Annotated in this window: 16 protein-coding genes; 2 read left to right on the top strand and 14 right to left on the bottom strand. The window is 42.3% G+C overall.

The annotated features are described in order from the left end of the window. Positions 1-16: 16 nt before the first annotated feature. The 5 genes from DXC04_RS01420 to argC all read right to left on the bottom strand — a co-directional run bounded on the left by DXC04_RS01420 (position 17) and on the right by argC (position 5,052). Entirely contained in the window at positions 17-1,192 is a 1,176-nt protein-coding gene (locus DXC04_RS01420) for an aspartate aminotransferase family protein (RefSeq protein WP_118659619.1), read from the bottom strand. Positions 1,193-1,195: 3 nt separating this feature from the next. Beyond that, positions 1,196-2,095: an acetylglutamate kinase gene (gene argB, locus DXC04_RS01415; protein WP_118659617.1), complete on the bottom strand. Its 900-nt coding sequence runs from the start codon at positions 2,093-2,095 to the stop codon at positions 1,196-1,198. An 80-nt stretch (positions 2,096-2,175) separates the two neighbouring features. Continuing rightward, entirely contained in the window at positions 2,176-3,399 is a 1,224-nt protein-coding gene (gene argJ, locus DXC04_RS01410; protein WP_118659615.1) for a bifunctional glutamate N-acetyltransferase/amino-acid acetyltransferase ArgJ, read from the bottom strand. A 92-nt stretch (positions 3,400-3,491) separates the two neighbouring features. Continuing rightward, complete coding sequence (locus tag DXC04_RS01405) at positions 3,492-3,938, bottom strand: GNAT family N-acetyltransferase (protein ID WP_117536761.1); 447 nt, start codon at positions 3,936-3,938, stop codon at positions 3,492-3,494. A gap of 73 nt (positions 3,939-4,011) precedes the next feature. After that, complete coding sequence (argC, locus tag DXC04_RS01400) at positions 4,012-5,052, bottom strand: N-acetyl-gamma-glutamyl-phosphate reductase (protein ID WP_117536762.1); 1,041 nt, start codon at positions 5,050-5,052, stop codon at positions 4,012-4,014. A gap of 301 nt (positions 5,053-5,353) precedes the next feature. Here argC and DXC04_RS01395 point away from each other — a divergent pair, with 301 nt between their 5' ends. Continuing rightward, complete coding sequence (locus DXC04_RS01395) at positions 5,354-6,580, top strand: argininosuccinate synthase (protein WP_021860827.1); 1,227 nt, start codon at positions 5,354-5,356, stop codon at positions 6,578-6,580. A 266-nt stretch (positions 6,581-6,846) separates the two neighbouring features. On the opposite strand, the gene DXC04_RS01390 is transcribed toward DXC04_RS01395, so the two are convergent. From DXC04_RS01390 to DXC04_RS01355, 8 genes are all read right to left on the bottom strand, one after another. Beyond that, positions 6,847-7,308, bottom strand: a complete 462-nt coding sequence (locus DXC04_RS01390) for a signal peptidase II (protein ID WP_117536763.1) — start codon at positions 7,306-7,308, stop codon at positions 6,847-6,849. Beyond that, entirely contained in the window at positions 7,308-7,598 is a 291-nt protein-coding gene (locus DXC04_RS01385; RefSeq protein WP_118288214.1) for a hypothetical protein, read from the bottom strand. Before DXC04_RS01385 ends, DXC04_RS01390 begins: the two co-directional genes overlap by 1 nt. 20 nt (positions 7,599-7,618) lie before the next feature. Beyond that, positions 7,619-9,340, bottom strand: coding sequence for a S8 family peptidase (locus DXC04_RS01380; protein WP_118659613.1), 1,722 nt, complete (start codon positions 9,338-9,340; stop codon positions 7,619-7,621). Between the two features lie 92 nt (positions 9,341-9,432). Beyond that, the gene (locus DXC04_RS01375) at positions 9,433-10,467 is read right to left on the bottom strand and encodes a cytidylate kinase-like family protein (protein WP_117536766.1); all 1,035 of its coding nucleotides are present in this window, start codon (positions 10,465-10,467) and stop codon (positions 9,433-9,435) included. Positions 10,468-10,479: 12 nt separating this feature from the next. Continuing rightward, complete coding sequence (locus DXC04_RS01370) at positions 10,480-11,832, bottom strand: sodium:proton antiporter (protein ID WP_021860840.1); 1,353 nt, start codon at positions 11,830-11,832, stop codon at positions 10,480-10,482. A gap of 65 nt (positions 11,833-11,897) precedes the next feature. After that, positions 11,898-13,337, bottom strand: a complete 1,440-nt coding sequence (gene clpX / locus DXC04_RS01365; protein ID WP_021860841.1) for an ATP-dependent Clp protease ATP-binding subunit ClpX — start codon at positions 13,335-13,337, stop codon at positions 11,898-11,900. Positions 13,338-13,381: 44 nt separating this feature from the next. Next, positions 13,382-15,346 carry an NAD-dependent DNA ligase LigA gene (gene ligA, locus DXC04_RS01360; RefSeq protein ID WP_199692512.1) on the bottom strand — a complete coding sequence of 655 codons (1,965 nt, stop codon included), beginning with the start codon at positions 15,344-15,346 and terminating at the stop codon, positions 13,382-13,384. Further along, the gene (locus tag DXC04_RS01355) at positions 15,309-16,064 is read right to left on the bottom strand and encodes a pseudouridine synthase (protein ID WP_117536769.1); all 756 of its coding nucleotides are present in this window, start codon (positions 16,062-16,064) and stop codon (positions 15,309-15,311) included. The genes ligA and DXC04_RS01355 overlap by 38 nt, the downstream gene beginning before the upstream one ends. 155 nt (positions 16,065-16,219) lie before the next feature. On the opposite strand from DXC04_RS01355, the gene DXC04_RS01350 reads away from it, so the two are divergent. Then, entirely contained in the window at positions 16,220-16,705 is a 486-nt protein-coding gene (locus DXC04_RS01350) for a DUF5721 family protein (RefSeq protein WP_118659609.1), read from the top strand. A gap of 177 nt (positions 16,706-16,882) precedes the next feature. On the opposite strand, the gene htpG is transcribed toward DXC04_RS01350, so the two are convergent. After that, a complete protein-coding gene (gene htpG, locus DXC04_RS01345) occupies positions 16,883-18,937 on the bottom strand; it encodes a molecular chaperone HtpG (RefSeq protein WP_118659607.1) in 2,055 nt (684 codons plus the stop codon). Positions 18,938-18,969: the final 32 nt, after the last annotated feature.

Raw genomic sequence — 18,969 nt, 5'->3', positions numbered from 1 at the left:
TTTTTCCAGATCTGATTTACAGAATCTTCTCAAGAACTGCAATCATCTCATCCACATGCTCTTTTTCAATGATAAGCGGTGGAACGAAACGCAGGACATCTGCTCCTGCACCGATCACAAGCAGTCCTTCTTTCAATGCTGCATTTGTCACTTCTCCAAGCGGTTTTGTAATCTGGATTCCCTGCATAAGTCCGGTTCCTTTCACCGCTTTTATGCAGTCACATTTCTCCTTTAACGCTTCTAACTTTTCTGTCAGATATGTGCCCATTTCTTTTACATGTGCGATCAGATTTTCTTTTTCAAAAATTTCAACCGTCTTGCTCACTACTGTGCATGCCAGTGGATTACCTCCATAAGTGGTTCCGTGATCTCCCGGCTCCAGTGAACACTCTGCAACTTCCTCTGTCATGGCAAATGCACCAACTGGGATACCACTTCCGATCGCTTTTGCCATTGTCATAATATCCGGTTTGATGCCGTATCCCTGCCAGCAGAACATTTCTCCGGTTCTGCCCATACCACACTGTACTTCGTCACAGATCATAAGGATTCCTTCTTTATCGCAAAGCTCGCGGATTCCTTTCATAAATTCCTCTGTTGCAAGATTGATACCGCCCTCGCCCTGCAGCGGTTCTAAGATAATCGCGCAAGTCTTGTCTGTCACCAGTGCTTTCACACTGTCCAGATTGTTGTATTCTGCGAAAGACACCCCCGGTACAAGCGGACCAAACGGTTTTCTGTATGCGTCATGTCCGGTTACGGATACTGCTCCGAAACTTCTTCCATGGAAAGACTCTTTCATGGCAATAAATTCATAACGTCCGGTTCCTTTTTTATATGCATATTTTCTCGCTGCTTTCAGTGCACCTTCCACAGATTCCCCACCGCTGTTCGTAAAGAAAATACGATCCATCTTCGTAATCCGTTTCAATGCCTCTGCCGCTTTTCCACACACGGTATTATAATACAAGTTGGACGTATGGCACAGCTTGTCGATCTGGACTTTCAATGCCGTATTCAGCTCTTTATTTGCATATCCAAGAGAAGAAACCGCATAGCCGGCTGCAAAATCCAGATATTTCTTTCCTTCTGTGTCATACAGATACACGCCTTCGCCGTGTTCTAAAACAACAGGAAACTGATTGTAAGTGTGCAGTAACGCCTCGTTTGTTTCTTTCATATATTCATTCATAACTTATTCTCCGTGATAATATCTCTCTTCAATATCATTCTTGATCGCAGTTCCGATACCTTTATTTGTAAAGATCTCCAGAAGCAGACAGTGCGGAATCCTTCCGTCCAGAATATGCACTCTGGATACACCATTTTCAATGGCGTCAATACAATTATGAAGCTTCGGTAACATTCCGCCTCCGATAAATCCATCCTCCATCAGTTTCTTTCCTTCTGATACATTCAGTTCAGAAATCAGAGTCGATGGATCTTTTGGATCTTTGTAAACACCCTCGATATCTGTCAGGAACGCAAGTTTCTCTGCATTGATTGCTTTTGCGATCGCGCATGCCGCGTCATCCGCATTAATATTGTAAGTATTAAAATCATCATCCAGACCAATTGGTGCAATGATCGGAAGAAAATCTTTCTCCAACAGATCGAAAATAATATCTGCATTGACTTCTTTTACATCACCGACAAATCCGATATCTTCTCCGTCTGCGTATTTCTTGTCTACTTTCAGCAGCCCGCCGTCTTTTCCACTGATACCGATTGCTCTGACGCCAAGACTTTCTACAAGCTGGACGAGACTTTTATTTACCTTTCCAAGCACCATCTCAGCCAGTTCCATTGTATCGGCATCTGTCACACGAAGTCCGTTGATAAAATGAGGTTCCATGCCAACTTTTCCAACCCATTTGCTGATCTCTTTTCCACCGCCGTGTACGATGATCGGTTTGAAACCAACCAATTTCAAAAGTGTAACATCCTGAATGACTCTTGCCTTCAGTTCCTCATCTACCATGGCGCTTCCGCCATATTTTACAACAATTATCTTACGGTTAAAGCGCTGGATATATGGAAGTGCCTCTATCAGTACCTCTGCTTTATCCAGATATTTCTGCATTGATTTTTCCATCTGTGTCTCCTTCCCTGGCTGTAATTTTTGCTTTTTATCGAATCATCTGTCTCGCTTTAAATTTCATAATTATCGCCGTATTAGCTACGGTAATCTGCATTGATCTCAATGTATCCGTGTGTTAGGTCACATCCCCATGCGGTTGCTGTTTTCTCACCCATCTTCACATCAGCGATTGCTGTTACTTCTTTCTCAGACAGGATCTTAGTAGCTTCTGCTTCGCTGTAATCTACGGCAGTACCATTTTCAATGATCTGGATCTTTCCTGCTGCACTTTCGAAGAATAAATCTACTTTCTCCGGATCAAACTGTGCTCCGGAATATCCCATTGCGCAGAGGATTCTTCCCCAGTTCGCATCATGTCCTGCGATTGCAGTCTTTGTAAGATTGGAGCAAACGATGGATTTGGCAAGTGTCTTTGCCTGCTCTACGCTCTCGCAGCCAACTGCTTTTACTTCAAATAATGCTGTTGCGCCTTCGCCGTCTCCTGCAATCTTTTTAGCCAGATATTCGTTGATCGTATGTAAGGCTTCTGCGAAATTTTTATAATTTTCTGTTCCATATGTGATCTCCGGATTTTCAGCCAGTCCATTTGCGAGAAGGACAACGGAATCATTGGTAGATGTATCTCCGTCTACAGAAATCATGTTATACGTATCTCCGACATCTTCGCTTAACGCTTTCTGCAACGCGTCTTTTGTAATGACTGCATCTGTAGTAATAAATGCAAGCATTGTGCACATATTCGGGTGGATCATTCCGGAACCTTTTGCCATACCACCGATTGTAACTGTCTTGCCACCAACTTCAATCTCGACTGCAAGTTCTTTCTCATAAGTATCGGTTGTCATAATCGCTTTGGCTGCTTCTGTACCATTTTCCTGAGAGTCATTTTTCTTCTCAGCCAGTACTTTGATTCCTGCTGTCAGCTTATCGATCGGGATCTGTTTTCCAATTACACCTGTAGATCCGATCATGACACCGTCTGCTGCCACACCAAGTGCTGCTGCGGCTGCATCTGCAGTGTCTTTGCAGTATCCAAATCCTTCTGCACCGGTACATGCATTGGCAATTCCTGAGTTTACGATAACTGCCTGTGCTTTTGCACCGCTCTTTACAACCTGCTGATCCCATTTTACCGGAGCTGCCTTTACAACATTGGTTGTAAAAGTTCCTGCTGCCACGCATGGCACCTGGCTGTATACCAATGCCATATCTGTTCTGTCTTTATATTTAATTCCTGCTGCTGTACTTGCTGCTTCAAATCCTTTTGCTGCGGTTACGCCGCCTTTTACCTGTTTCATCTTTCTTCCACCTTTCTTTTTTGTTCTCGTCTGCCGGTTCTTCCATCTATAATTCCCACAGATTATTATTCGCCATATCTGTATGAAACTGCTTACTGTATGAAGGCTGTAATATTTGCCTCATTCAGTGTAAAATCATAATAATTCAAATCTTCTCTTTTTGTCCAGCCGATTTCTTTCCAGAATGCATTACCGATATCATTCTGTGTAAATGCGATCAGGGATACTTTGTTGATTCCTTCTTTTTTCAGTGCCTCCATCGTAAATACAACCATGGCTTTTCCGATGCCCTTCATTCTGTGGTTCACATCTACACATACATGGTACAGACAGCCTCGTCTCCCATCGTGCCCACAGAGAATTGCTCCAACGATTTTCCCATCCTCTTCTGCAACTACACTTGTGGTTGGATTTCTCTTCAAAAACCGTTCCACACCTTCTCTGGAATCATCCACACTGCGGATACCAAAGCCCTTAATGCTCATCCAGAGTGCGTGCACCTGGTCAAAATCTTCTATTTTCATTACTCTTATATTCATCTATATTCTCTACTCCTCTGTCTGTATTTTCCGTTGGGGACAAATCGGCAAAACAATTCGTTTGAACCTGTCCTTATGGGAACATTGGAACCAGTTCTAATCCCTCCGTCTCCGGAAGTCCGAACATCAGATTCATATTCTGTACTGCCTGTCCGGCTGCACCTTTTACCAGATTATCGATCGCGCCCATCATAATGATACGGTTTGTTCTCGAATCGATCTTAAAGTTGATATCAACGTAATTGCTTCCTTCTACCCATTTTGTCTCCGGGCACACATCTTTTGGAAGCACACGGACAAATTTCTCATCTTTATAATATTTATCATAAATTGCTTTAACCTCTTCATATGTCACTTCTTTTTTCAGTGTTGCATACTCTGTGGCAAGGATTCCGCGGTTCATCGGCACAAGATGCGGTGTGAAATTGATCAGCACTTCTTCTCCGGATGCATAGCCTAACTGCTCTTCAATCTCCGGTGTATGTCTGTGGCTTGCCACACCGTATGCTTTCATGTTCTCATTGACTTCACAGAAGAGATTCGGAACCTTCGCTCCTCTTCCTGCTCCGGACGTACCGGATTTGGCGTCTACGATCAAAGTATTCATATCAATGATTCCTTCTTTTGCCAGCGGATACGCTGTCAGGATCGAACATGTTGTATAACATCCCGGATTCGCTACCAGTCTTGCGCCCTTTACATCTTCACGGTTGATCTCACACAGTCCGTATACTGCTTCCTTAATAAACTGTGGACTCTTATGTGCGATTCCATACCATTTTTCATAAGTAGCTACATCCTTGATCCGGTAATCTGCACTCAGGTCAATGATCTTTGTCTGGGCCAAGATCTCCTCTGACATCATCGAAGCACAGAAACCCTGCGGCGTTGCCGTAAAGATTACATCTGCCTGCTTTGCAAGTTCTTCCATATTGTCATCCAGACATTTTGCGTCTACGATCTCAAACATGTTGCGATACACATCTGCATATTTCTGATCTATATAACTTCTGGAGCCATACCATACAATCTGCGCATCCTTATGTGCAGATAAAATTCTCACAAGTTCGCCTCCGGCATATCCGGTTGCTCCGATAATTCCCACCTTAATCATATACGTCATCCTCCTGATGTATTTTTATACTTACTAGTTGAACATTCGTGTTTTTTATAGTAAACCCATTTTCGGGAGTTGTCCAGTTTGGGACGGGGCTTTTTTAGAAAATCCCCGTCCCAAACTGAAATCCCACCTGTCCCTTTTTCATTAGTATGTGAATAATTATACAGCTAACGTGTATAATATGCAAGTATTTTCTATTTTTTCCTTGCATATTTATAACATATAGTGTATAGTTAACTTTGCAATCACAAATAATTAAGCATTTTATAAAAATACATTTCAGGAGGATATACATATGAAAGAAAAAGTAGTACTTGCCTATTCAGGTGGACTTGACACAACAGCAGTTATTCCGTGGTTAAAAGAGACTTTCGGTTATGAAGTTATCTGTTGCTGCGTAGACTGTGGACAGGGAGAAGAGCTGGACGGACTGGAAGAGAGAGCTAAAATGTCAGGCGCTTCCAAATTATATATTGAAGATATCGTAGATGATTTTGCTGACAACTATATCGTTCCTTGTGTTCAGGCAAATGCTGTTTACGAAGACAAATATCTGATTGGTACTGCTATGGCTCGTCCGGCAATTTCTAAAAAGCTGGTTGAGATTGCACGTAAAGAAGGTGCTGTTGCTATCTGCCACGGTGCTACCGGTAAAGGAAATGACCAGATCCGTTTTGAGTTAAGTATCCGTGCTCTGGCTCCGGACATCAAGATCATCGCTCCATGGAGAATGACAGACATCTGGACAATGCAGTCCCGTGAAGATGAGCTTGCTTATTGTAAAGCACACGGAATCGACCTTCCATTCGACGCCAGCCACAGCTACAGTCGTGACCGTAACTTATGGCACATCAGCCACGAAGGACTGGAACTGGAAGATCCTGCATGCGAGCCAAACTATGACGACATGCTTGTATTAGGTGTTACACCTGAGAAAGCTCCAGACAAAGGCGAATATGTTACAATGACATTTGAAAAAGGTGTTCCGAAGACAATCAACGGAGAGGCTATGAAAGTTTCTGACATCATCCGCAAACTGAATGAACTCGGTGGAAAACATGGTATCGGAATCATTGATATCGTTGAAAACCGTGTCGTTGGTATGAAATCCCGTGGTGTATATGAGACTCCTGGCGGAACAATCCTTTACGAAGCACACCAGCAGTTAGAAGAGCTGATCTTAGACCGTGCTACATACGAAGTAAAAGAGCAGATGGCTAAGAAATTATCCCAGGTTGTATACGAAGGAAAATGGTTTACACCACTGCGTGAAGCAATCCAGGCATTTATTGAGAGCACACAGGAATATGTAACTGGTGAAGTGAAGTTCAAACTTTACAAAGGAAATATCATCAAAGCCGGAACAACTTCTCCGTACTCTCTGTATAATGAATCTCTTGCAAGCTTCACTACCGGAGATCTGTATGATCACCATGACGCTGACGGATTCATCAACCTGTTCGGACTGCCGTTAAAAGTTCGTGCTATGAAAATGCAGGAAGTAAACGAAAACCAGAAATAAACGTATAATATGAAGATTTAAACTGCTCCGGCAGTTATGGTATGCACCCTGTCAAGTAGACAGCTCAAATATCTAAAATAAGTGTTCAGTGAAAGACCATACTTCATATGAAGTATGGTCTTTTTATACACCAAGCAGGATACGCTCTGCTAATCCCATTCTGATTGCGTGACATTAAAACATAAAGTACCGTTTTCACTGTTCTACTATAAATAACAATCAAAAACGGTACTTTATAACATTCTTTTAAAATCTATGAAATTGTCCTATCGCTTTCCACGTCCAAGCTGTGCCAGCATAATCCCGATCACTACGTAGAAATCGGCAAGATTCGCAGTCAGGCTTCTAAGCAACTTATGCTTTCCGTCGTAGCCAATATAATCCACAACTGCACCTTTCATGATCCGGTCATATGTATTGCTGATGGCACCTGCTGTTACAAGCGTAAGTCCTGCTTTGCAAAGCTTTCTCCCCTTACAGAAAAATACCTTCACATCTGCCAGAAATATAACTCCTGTTCCGATCAAAGACACTTTCAAAGGCAGTCCCGAATGTTTTTCAAAACTACTGAAGATCAGCCCTTTGTTGTAAAACTTCCTAAGAAGCACTCCGGGAATCTTCGTCTTCTCTTCCCGTTCTTCATCATAATTTTCTTCTATATACTGCTTCACCGCCTGATCGATTCCAAGAAGTCCGGCAAATATACCACCGGCTGCAAACTTTCCCATTATAAAACTCCTTTGATGTGCTGAATCTCCTCTGCAATCTTCTTCATCTCTTCGTCACGTTTTTCAATGGATTCACATACTGCAACATAATCAAGGTCGGAAATCTCCCCCTGTACAAATTTGTCATAAACCATACGTCCCATATCCATAAGATCTCTGTCGTTTGCACGACGCAGAGTGCGCATATCACTTTTCAGTTTCTGTATTTCAATCGTGTCCTCTGTCTTCTTTCCAATATCATTTGCAACATCGGATATCTTTCTTCCTAAATCTTCAAAAAAATCTGCCATAAATCATTCTCCTTCGTTTTCTATAGTCTTCGTAAAGTATCCAATGAATGATAGACATCCATCTTTCCATATCCCCACTGCCGGTTCGGTCGCTCCATCTCCGAAAGATTCTCCGCTCCCAGAATGATAATGTTGCGGATCTGGCTGGAATTCACGCCTTTCGCTCCCGGCTGTTCCAGTATCCATTCGGTAAGCAGCGCCGCCGCACCTGCTGCCACTGCAGTTCCGGCACTGGAGCCACTTCTTGTAACCCACCGGTCTTCCCCTGATGCACCTGTAATACGCACCCCCGGAGCTGTAAAATCCGGCTTTATGAGATTACTTCTAGTATAACCTCTTCCCGAATTAATATCAACCGCATTATCCACACTGTTATAATACGCCACTGTCATTGCATTTTCTGTGCTTCCCGGCTCTGTCAGCGTGACATCCGGATTCGCTTCCAGAAAATACACTTCTCCTTCTAAAAACTCCTGCACCGGAAGCCACAAATGCACTTCACCTCCTGCATCTGTCGCGGATTCAATCTCTATTTTCCAGATTCCTGCAACCGGATTTTTAAATTGCATAAATAGAAGCTGAGAATCGTTATTTTCCAGCAACAGCCTGTATTCCACCATAACTTCTGTCCGTTCAAAGGTAAATACAAAATTATAGCGGTAGCCCTGCCGGAACGCCACCTGCCTCGTCCGCTCACCGGACGGGGAAATGAGCACAATCGTAACAACCATCGGAAGCTTCGTCCAGAGTTCTGCGACAAATCCATTGATCCCACTCCCAACCCGAATCTCTGCTGTGACTGGCTGTGACATTTTTTCTGAAATTGTATAAGAAAAATGATGGCGCATGGCAGCTTCATTTCCACCACCAATCACAACACTCCTGTTTAATTGAAGTGCATACTGATCCAGAATCCGCGATAATAGTGTCGTTCCATTATGACCGCCAAAATTCGTTCCAAGCGCAATGCACAGCACGAGCGGAAGGCCTTCATTTTCAGCAAGGTCATTCAGATATTTAAGCCCCGCCATAATATCATTTTCCTGATAACAGACGGCATCCTCCCGGATCAAGTAAAAATCCCGGAGATAATTCTTCGCTTCTTTTAATTTTACAATTCCTAAGATTGCTTCCGGCGCCGCCCCAAGAAACTGTGTATTTACATCGGCATTTCCGGCAGCAATGCTTGCAAGATAAGTTCCATGTCCATTCGTATCAGTGGTTGGAACAATCGACAGTGGATCTTCCGAACGCAATGCTTCATTTAACATTTCTTCTCTATATTCACTTCCGTAATCAAATGCCTTCGGCGCATTGCCTGTCTGAATGGTCTGATCCCAGAGTCCGGCAATTCTGGTGCTTCCATCAATATTTTGAAACACCGGATTCCGGTAGTCGATTCCAGTATCCAGAAATCCGATCATAACTCCCTCTCCCATCAGCCGGAGTGTTGGATAATTCTGCACCTGCAGGATTCCTGCACTGTTTAATGCATCATTATTTGTTCCCGTACTGTCCAGAAGTGTATAACAGTTCGGAATGGAATTATACCAGTATTCTTCTATGTTAAGTGGGGACAGCAAGCTTTTATCTACCGAAACACTCTCATAGCCAAAATCCATCTGCTGCCTGCAGTATGAATTCTCCGGTATATTATCTGCCATTTTCCCCCGGTCTCCCGGAAGTATAAAATCCCAGTAATCCTGGGATAGGATCTTCTCTCGGCATGTCATTTTATTCATAAAAAACTGCCTCATATACTTTTTTCTAAGTATATGAGACAGTCTTCTTTTTCTATGCCTGTCATTTTTATGACATCATATAGTCTGAAACGTTATGCCTCTTTCTTATTCCATGATACACCCGGAATCTTATTCAACATACGCTCAATGATCTCTACCGAATCCTCAATTCCATAACTTGCACTGTTAAAGCAGATATCGTAATTCTCTGCGTCTCCCCATTTTACACCACTGTAAAACTGGAAATATTTCCTGTGCTTTTTGTCCATCTTCTTAAGTTCATGAACAGCCTGTTTCAGACTTAAATTGTTGATCTCCATGTATCTCTTTACGCGCTGTTCAAATGGCGCCGTAATAAAAATACTGATATGTGGGATATGGTTATTTGCAAGAATTACATCCGCACAGCGTCCCATAACAACAAAGTCTTCTTCTTTTGCCATCTTGCAGAGAAGATCGCTCTGGTTAAAGAAAATTGCATCGTCCTTATTCAGTCCATGATAGCGGTTAAAATCATGTAATTTCTGTTTCAATCCTTTGGCTTCACCGAAATTTTTCTGATATTTGTCTTCAATCAGTCCGTCCTGATCCTTATCGCCACTGACTTTCGCATCATTTGTCACATCCAGACGTTTTAATACTTCCTGCAGGATCTCTACATCATAATAATTAATGTGTAGTGCATCTGCCAATGCGAAACCAATATCATTTCCGGCGCTTCCCTGTGTTCTTCCGATACAGATCACAAGATGATCGCCTTTCTTAAACTTTTTCTTCGTGCGCGCTGTATTCAGTTTTGCACGTTTTTTATTCAGGATATCTACTTTTCCAAAGCCGTCCGGAAGTTCTGCGACTGCTTTTAAGATCGCATCATACTCCGTCATAACTTCTGCTTTTACTTCTTCGTCTTTGATCGTCCTTGCCATGTTGCTGATCAGTGCCAGCTCACTTCGAAGCAGATGTCCCTGTGGACGCAGCGTCATCAATCTGGTCAGATTCTCCACACAGGTCTGTCGGTCATCCGTAAAGGTTCGTCCAAGTGCAGATCCCACACTTTCATATACTTTTACGTCCAGATCATAGATACGTTCTGCAATCTCATAGCATTTCTTCTGATTCTCTTCCATAATCTGCACCTCCTATATAAAGAATACCAGCATGTCGATAATGAATACCGGAACTAAGAACAACAGTGACCATATAATATATCCAAAGAACGATGGCATACGCACACCGTTTTCATCAGAAATGGACTTCACCATGAAGTTCGGTGCATTTCCAATGTAAGTATTTGCTCCCATAAATACTGCACCGCAGGAAATTGCAGTCAGCATTTTCACAGAAATCGTACCTACGGATGTTACCATACCTTTTGTAAATCCAAGCGTACCCGCTGTTGTCAGGAATACCAGATAAGTCGGTGTATTATCCAGAAAGCTTGACAGTGCTCCGGTTGCCCAGAACATCTGGAACGGTTTGGTAATTCCAAGGTTCGGTCCGTAAGATTTCAGAAGCATCAGTGCAGGCTGCATAGTAATGAAGATTCCTACAAACAGAACTGCAACTTCCTGGATTGCTCCCCATGTAAAATGGTTCTTCGTACGGATCGACTCGTCTGTCGTCTTAAAGGACAGATAAGCTGCCAGTAAGATAATGACAATCTCTATGATTGCCGGATAAGTTAATGTTACTTCACGGAAAATGTGAAGTCCGCGTACATTTCCGGATGCATCCTGGAACATCGGCATATTCGGAAGTGTTCCGCTTAAGATGACGGCTGCAACGATCATCACAAGGAAAATAACATTGTGCAGTCCGGAAATCCGAAAATCTGTTCCCGGTTTACTGATATCCGGTTTCAGACCTCTTGCAATATCTTTCCGGTATGCACGTCTGTCCATAAAATAAAATATACTCAATATAATTACCATATTAAATAACAGTATCGGTAATAAATGTAAGCTCCAGAAAAATGGTACGCCTCGCATAAAGCCCATCAGAAGCGGTGGATCACCGATTGGTGTTAAGCACCCTCCCATATTCGATACCATAAAGATAAAGAATACCATAAGCTGGCGTTTGTTTCTTCTCCATGCGTTCATTTTCAGTACCGGTCTTACAAGCAGCATACTGGCTCCTGTCGTACCGATACAGCTAGAAAGAAGTGTTCCGAATGCAAGTACCGCGACATTAAGTCTCGGTGATCCTGCGAAATCTCCCTCCAGTGTAATATTTCCTGCTACACAGAATAATCCAAACAGCAGAATAATAAATGTAAGGTAATCATTGAGTACACATTCTAATACGGTCTCTACAGAATCCCCCACTCCATACTTCACTGCATATGGAATCACAAATAACAGTGACCACATAGCTACAACCAATGGCTGGTTCTTCTCCCACCAGGTAGCTTTCACAAGCGGCATAACCGCAATGCACAGAAGCAGTCCTGCAAATGGGATGCAAAGCCATGCTGGGATGATTGTTTCCATTTTTCATTTCCTCCTTTTGTCTCATCCTTTTGTTGTTTTTTTCGTCGAAAATACTTCGGCTTTCTTTATGATAACCGGGGTACATCCTGTCCTCTTAATGTAATGACAGGTCCTCCGTTACCTTCAATATATGCTTTGGTGATGACAACGCGCCCGATACTGTCATCTTTTGGAATCTCATACATGATATCCAGCATAAATTCTTCGATGATCGCACGGAGTGCTCTGGCACCGGTATCCTTTTTCATTGCTTTTTCCGCAATTGCCTCCAGTGCACCTTCATCAAATTCCAGATCCACCTCATCGAGAGCAAGAAGCTTCTGATATTGTTTCAATATCGCATTCTTTGGCTCTTTTAAGATCTTGATATACATATCTTTATCTAATCCTTTTAAGGTAAATACGATTGGCAGACGTCCTAAAAACTCCGGAATCATACCAAAGCTTCTTAAATCTTCTGTTGTTACTTTCGACAGAAGATCTTTATCCCCATTAAAACGGTCTTTCAGATCTGCTCCGAAACCGATGGAAGACTGTTTTGTCAGACGTTCTTTGATAATATTCTCCAGATCCGGGAAAGCTCCTCCACAGATAAAGAGAATGTTCTTTGTATTGATCGTAGTCAGTGGCACCATAGCATTCTTGCTGTTTGCACCAACCGGAACTTCCACGTCACTGCCCTCTAACAGTTTTAACATTCCCTGCTGCACAGACTCACCGCTGACATCTCTCTGGCTGGAATTTTTCTTCTTGGCGATCTTATCGATCTCATCAATGAAAATAATTCCCTGCTCTGCCTTTTCCACATCATTATCCGCTGCTGCAAGCAGTTTTGAAACGACACTCTCAATATCATCACCTATGTATCCTGCTTCCGTCAGGGAAGTTGCATCTGTAATTGCAAGCGGCACATCCAGAATCCGTGCCAGTGTCTTTACAAGATATGTCTTACCGGAACCTGTAGGTCCGATCATCAACATGTTGGATTTCTCGATCTCGATATCATCCATCGTATCGGTTGCCACACGTTTGTAATGATTGTAAACTGCTACAGACATTGCTTTTTTGGCGTACTCCTGTCCGACTACATACTCGTCCAGCTTGGCTTTGATCTTATGTGGTGCTGGAAGATTATTGATATCTACAAGCGGAGTACGCTCTTCGCCTTCTTTTTTCTTCTTCACTTTCTGCTGTTTCGGAATCATATTTTCCAGATCTGCCATGTTCATAACCTGAACACCCGGCATGTTCATAAGCTGACTGTAGTCGATCTGTCCGCTGTTCATTGCATCAAAACTCTTCTGCATGCAGTCGTTGCACACACAGATATGATTCGGCAGTTCGATCATCTTTCCTGCTACACTTTCCGGACGTCTGCAGATAAAGCAGATTTTCTCATAATCATCGTCGGAATCTTCCTTTGTAGATTCCACACCGGAAGTTTCCACTTTTTCTACTTCTTCTTTCTGTTCTTCAAATTCATTATTATTATTCTGATCTGGCATTGTCTCTTCCTTTCTATATCTATATTTGTATCTGTTCTTTCAACCTATCGTGTATGGTTATTCCCTGCCTGCCGGCCGTCCAGCATTTCAAGAAACATCTCTTCTGAGATGATCGGAATTCCCAGTTCATTTGCCTTTTTATTCTTCGACGATGTAGATGTAATATCATTATTAATAAGATAATTCGTCTTGGAAGTCACCGATCCGGTTACTTTTCCTCCGAGACTTTCGATTAATTCTTTCACTTCTTTACGATTTGCAAAATGTGTAACACTGCCTGTAATGACAAAATTAACGCCTCCAAAGATCTGCTCTTTTGCTTCTCCTTCTTCTGCGTGAATTTTCAGTTCTCCAAGCAGATTCTTAAGCTGTCCTACATGTGCCGGATTCTGGAAATATGCCGTAAATGTTCCTGCGATCACAGCTCCGATACCTGAAATCTCACTTAACTGTTCCGCATCTGCATGCAGCATGGCATCCAAATCATTTTTAAATTCTTTGCAGATAACTTTCGCATTGGACAGTCCTACATTGGCAATTCCAAGACCATATAACACCTGCGGAAGTGTTGTCTCTCTCGCTTTTTCCACACTTGCCTTAAGATTATTAAAAGATTTCTCGCCGAAACCTTCCATTTCTTTGATTTCTTCTTCGTAACGATTCAGATGAAACAAATCCGCAAATTCCTTTACATATCCTCTGTCTATGAATTTCTCCAGCGTGGATTCTGATAATCCCTCAATATTCAACGCATCCCTGCTTACAAATAAAGAGAACGATTTAATATGCTTTGCCTGACACTCCGGATTCGTACAATAAAGTGCTTTTGCATTGCTCACCTGGCGGATCTCTGTCTTACCGCCACAGACCGGACAGACTTCCGGAATATCACGCACGCCACTTCTCGTCAAATTCTCTGCGATCTGTGGAATGATCATATTCGCTTTGTAAACTTCAATCTCATCGCCAATCCCCAGTTCCAGCTCTTCCATAATACTGATATTGTGCACACTGGCACGGCTGACTGTTGTGCCCTCCAGTTCTACCGGTTCAAAGATTGCCACCGGATTGATAAGTCCTGTTCTCGACGGACTCCACTCAATCTCCAGAAGCTTCGTGCGCACCTGCTCATCTGCCCATTTAAATGCATAGGAATCGCGTGGGAACTTCGCTGTTCTTCCCAGCGATCTTCCGTATGCAATATCGTCATAAACAAGTACCAGTCCATCCGATGGAAAATCATTGTCCACGATTTTCCGGGAAAATTCTGCCACAGCATCTTCTACTTGATCTCTTGTCACCATGACGTGTTCCACAACTTCAAAGCCCTGTTCTCTCAGCCAATCCATCTGTTTCTCTCTGGAATTATGGAAATCCACACCATCTGCCTGTACTAATGTAAATGCATAAAACCGGACGTTTCTCTTCGCTGTAATCTCGTTATTCAACTGTCTTACAGAACCACTGCACAAATTACGTGGATTTTTGTAACGTGCATCGATATCTGCGATCTCTTCATTTATTTTTTCAAAATCCTTATATCCTATAATTGCTTCTCCACGGAGGATCAGTTCGCCCTGATAGCTGATCTTAAGCGGAATATTTTTGAATACGCGGGCATTGTTCGTGATAACTTCTCCGACTTCCCCATTGCCTCTTGTTACGGCTTTAAAAAGCGTACCGTCTCTGTATGTCAGAACGATCGTCAGCCCGTCCATCTTCCAGGACATCATTGCTTTCTGGTCACCGACAAAACGTTTCAGATCTTCAACTTCTTTTGTCTTATCAAGCGAAAGCATCGGACTTTCATGCCGCTCTTTTGGCAGTTCACTCAATACTTCATAACCTACATTCACGGTCGGGCTGTCGGATAAAGTAATCCCCAATTCCGCTTCCAGCTTTGTCAGCTCATCATACAACCTGTCGTATTCCAGATTGCTCATAATCTCCTGCGCATCCTGATAATAAGCTTTAGCTGCGCGGTTCAGAAGCGTTACCAGCTCCTGCATTCGTTCCTGTTTCTGTCTGCTCATATAGTTCTTTTAACTCCTGATCTGTTAATTTTCGAGTAGCTCCTGTCTTTAGATCTTTCAGTTCTATATTCATGATTCTGGTACGTACCAGCTTCTTCACTTCATATCCAAGTGCACTGCACATCCTGCGGATCTGTCTGTTCAGCCCCTGTGTGAGAACAATGGAAAATGTATATTTCCCAATCTTTGTTACTTTACAAGGTCTTGTTACTGCATCCAGCTTCTTCTCTTTGTCTGTAATGTGCACGCCTTCCGACATTTCCCGGATAAAAGCATCTGTAAGCGGTCTGTCCACTGTTACTTTGTATTCTTTCTCATGTGCATATCTGGCACGCATCATACGGTTGATGAGGTCTCCGTCATTCGTCATAATAAGAAGACCTTCCGAATCTTTGTCCAGTCTTCCTGCGTAAGTAATCCGTTGTGGATAATCCAGAAAACGGATAATATTATTCTTCGTCCGTCTGTCCTCTGTGCAGATAATTCCAACCGGTTTGTTCACTGCAAGTACGATTCTTTCATTGCCCGTATGAACCGTCTTCTTACCGACTTTTACAATCTGATTTTCGGACACATGCATGCCTGGTACTGCACGTTTTCCGTCTACAGTAACGCGCCCGCTTTCAATGAGCCGGTCTGCCTCTCTTCTTGAGCAGATTCCCGCTGCACTGAGGTATTTATTCAGTCTGATCATATTCCCATACCCCGTTCATTTTTTTGCATACCACTTCTAATCTAAACACCTATTATACCACATTTGTATTCAAAAAAAAAGAGAGCATTTCTTATGCTTTTTGATGAATTATTTCCATTTTCTTGTTATAATAAAAGTTCAGAAAGGAGATTTCTATGATTACTTTATCTCTCAAGGCGAAAGTCTCTATGTCACACCTGCTTCTCAAAGAAACATTCGACAAATTTTCCTTTATCGAAGCGGATATTACAACATTTAACAGATTTACAATAGATGGATTTTTACAGAAAGACTTTTTTGATGAACAACCGGCTGAGGCACATGCCCGTTGGAAAGATATACGCGAACACTGCTTCCGTATCATCCGCGGTCAGCGTACCCCTTTGAATTTCAAGATTGTCCTTTCTCTTGCTCCATCCCATTTTGATGCCTTTTTAAAGAAAGAGCAACTTACCGGATTCACTGCCGGGGATATCCAGGGGCTGTATCTGAATTTCCATTATGACGGTACAGATCTTCACTGCATTACAGGGACTTCACTTCGCACTTTCACTCTGGACAAGTCTCTGGAACACGCGTGGGATCAGTATGTCCGCTCTTTTTTGCTGGAAAGTGATCTCGATACGTCAGTTTCTGTGTAAACTTCACAATATGCGAATATAGGACAGAATTGTGCAGACTATTATAATAAAAAATTTTCACAGCATCAAAGTACCGGGAAAACAGAACATCATCTTACATTCCTGCTTCCCCGGCACTTTAATCTTATTTTCTTTTATTTATCTTTATTGGCTTTTCTTCCAAAATCTGACCATTCATTATTTTGTCAGCAACATCATAATCTCATTGCTTCTCTTGACAAATGCTGTCATTTCTTCTGGATTCAGCGGTTTGTGTGCAAGCATTGCCAAGTCATAAAGCTGTTTGCAGATCACACTTGTATTCTCGCTGTCTGCATGGTCTACAACATACTGTACAAGTGGATGATTTGCATTCAGGATTAAAGTGCTCTCTCCGCCAAGATCCATGCCCATGTCATTCATACCGTACATCTTCATCATTTCCTGCATACGACGGCTCTGCTCGGATAAAGTGATCATGGAAGCTACATTCTCGTCTTTTAATTTGGCAATCTTCACATCCAGTTTATCGTTTCCAAGTTTCTTGCGGAAGATCTCGATCAGGCTGTCAGAAGTTTTCTTAAATGTTTCCTGATCTTCTTCGGCAACTTCTTCTTTTGCAGTATCTGTTACATCTGCATCAATTCTCTGGAAGCGGATCGTAGGATTTCTCTGCTCCAACTGTGTGATGAACGGAGAATCAATGTTATGTCCGAGAATTACGGCATCCTGTCCCTGATTCTTAAACATGTTGATGTACTGACTCTGCTGGATCTCATCCGTTACATAGTAGATGGTTGTCTTGATCTCTTCGACTTTGTTATCGTCACCATTTTCTTCTTTCTTATCGTTCGGCTCTACGACTTCTCCGCCATTCTCTTCGATACAGTCTTTCAGCGTCAGATATTTGTGATCCAGGTTCTTGAACAGGATTGCATCTTTCATCTTGTCACAGAACTTCTCATCTTTTAAGCAGCCGAATTTGATAAATGGGCTGATGCTGTCCCAGTATTTCTCATACTCGTCTCTCTTTGTCTTACACATTCCGGCAAGTTTATCTGCAACTTTCTTGGAAATGTACTCAGAAATCTTATTTACAAATCCATCATTCTGCAGGGCGCTTCTGGATACGTTAAGCGGCAGATCCGGACAGTCGATAACTCCTTTTAATACCATCAGGAATTCTGGAATTACTTCTTTAATATTATCAGCGATAAATACTTGATTGTTATACAACTTGATCGTTCCTTCTACGGATTCATACTCTGTATTGATTCTCGGGAAATACAGAATACCTTTCAAGTTAAATGGATAATCCATATTCAAATGGATCCAGAACAGTGGCTCTTTGTAATCCAGAAATACTTTGCGGTAAAATTCCTGATAATCTTCATCGGAACACTCATTTGGATGTTTTGTCCACAGTGGATGTATATCGCTTAAAGAAACCGGGCGCTTCTCAATCTTGACTTTCTCTTTTGCCGGCTCTGTCTCTACCATTTCTTTCTCGCCGTTCTCATTTTCTTTTTCTTCCATCTTGGCTTCTTCGTGAATGTGCTCTACGACAACATCATCCTCTTTAAGATCTGCCTCATCGATAGTCTCATATTCCGGTTCTGCTCCTTCTTTTGAAAGGAAAATCTCTACCGGCATGAATGAACAATATTTCTCGAGTACTTCTCTGACACGATATTCATTTGCAAACTCCAGGCTGTCCTCGTTCAGATACAGTGTCATTGTGGAACCGATTTCTGTCTTCGTTCCCTCTTCCATCTCATACTCTGTGCCGCCTTCGCTTACCCAATGTACCGGTTTTGCGCCTTCTTTATAAGATAAAGTATCAATATGCACTGCGTCTGCTACCATAAATGCAGAATAGAATCCAAGACCGAAATGTCCGATCATATCGTCTTCTGTTGTCTTGTCCTTATACTTCTCAAGAAACTGTGTTGCTCCGGAAAATGCAATCTGTGTAATATACTCTTCCACTTCGTCAGCTGTCATTCCAACACCGTTATCTGTAAATTTCAAAGTCTTCTCTTCCGGGTTTACTTCTACAGTAATCTTTGGTTTATATCCATCCGGAAGCTGATACTCTCCCATCATATCCAGTTTTTTTAATTTTGTGATCGCATCGCACCCATTGGATACCATCTCACGAACGAAAATATCATGATCGGAATATACCCATTTTTTAATAATCGGGAAAATATTTTCACTGCTGATCGATAAACTACCTTTTTTTGCTGCCATTTTAATCACTCCTATTTCTATTTTTTATCATG

This window comes from Dorea sp. OM07-5 (assembly GCF_003481355.1).
GTDB classification, from domain to species: domain Bacteria; phylum Bacillota; class Clostridia; order Lachnospirales; family Lachnospiraceae; genus Dorea_D; species Dorea_D hominis.
The sequence above is the reverse complement of the archived record's forward strand: the minus strand, read 5'-3'. Positions and strand labels throughout refer to the sequence as shown.

Excerpts from the sequence above, each read along its gene's own strand:
- DXC04_RS01420 (WP_118659619.1), bottom strand. The coding sequence starts at position 1,192 with ATGAATGAATATATGAAAGAAACAAACGAGGCGTTACTGCACACTTAC.
- argB (WP_118659617.1), bottom strand. The coding sequence starts at position 2,095 with ATGGAAAAATCAATGCAGAAATATCTGGATAAAGCAGAGGTACTGATA.
- argJ (WP_118659615.1), bottom strand. The coding sequence starts at position 3,399 with ATGAAACAGGTAAAAGGCGGCGTAACCGCAGCAAAAGGATTTGAAGCA.
- DXC04_RS01405 (WP_117536761.1), bottom strand. The coding sequence starts at position 3,938 with ATGAATATAAGAGTAATGAAAATAGAAGATTTTGACCAGGTGCACGCA.
- argC (WP_117536762.1), bottom strand. The coding sequence starts at position 5,052 with ATGATTAAGGTGGGAATTATCGGAGCAACCGGATATGCCGGAGGCGAA.
- DXC04_RS01395 (WP_021860827.1), top strand. The coding sequence starts at position 5,354 with ATGAAAGAAAAAGTAGTACTTGCCTATTCAGGTGGACTTGACACAACA.
- DXC04_RS01390 (WP_117536763.1), bottom strand. The coding sequence starts at position 7,308 with ATGGGAAAGTTTGCAGCCGGTGGTATATTTGCCGGACTTCTTGGAATC.
- DXC04_RS01385 (WP_118288214.1), bottom strand. The coding sequence starts at position 7,598 with ATGGCAGATTTTTTTGAAGATTTAGGAAGAAAGATATCCGATGTTGCA.
- DXC04_RS01380 (WP_118659613.1), bottom strand. The coding sequence starts at position 9,340 with ATGAATAAAATGACATGCCGAGAGAAGATCCTATCCCAGGATTACTGG.
- DXC04_RS01375 (WP_117536766.1), bottom strand. The coding sequence starts at position 10,467 with ATGGAAGAGAATCAGAAGAAATGCTATGAGATTGCAGAACGTATCTAT.
- DXC04_RS01370 (WP_021860840.1), bottom strand. The coding sequence starts at position 11,832 with ATGGAAACAATCATCCCAGCATGGCTTTGCATCCCATTTGCAGGACTG.
- clpX (WP_021860841.1), bottom strand. The coding sequence starts at position 13,337 with ATGCCAGATCAGAATAATAATAATGAATTTGAAGAACAGAAAGAAGAA.
- ligA (WP_199692512.1), bottom strand. The coding sequence starts at position 15,346 with ATGCAGGAGCTGGTAACGCTTCTGAACCGCGCAGCTAAAGCTTATTAT.
- DXC04_RS01355 (WP_117536769.1), bottom strand. The coding sequence starts at position 16,064 with ATGATCAGACTGAATAAATACCTCAGTGCAGCGGGAATCTGCTCAAGA.
- DXC04_RS01350 (WP_118659609.1), top strand. The coding sequence starts at position 16,220 with ATGATTACTTTATCTCTCAAGGCGAAAGTCTCTATGTCACACCTGCTT.
- htpG (WP_118659607.1), bottom strand. The coding sequence starts at position 18,937 with ATGGCAGCAAAAAAAGGTAGTTTATCGATCAGCAGTGAAAATATTTTC.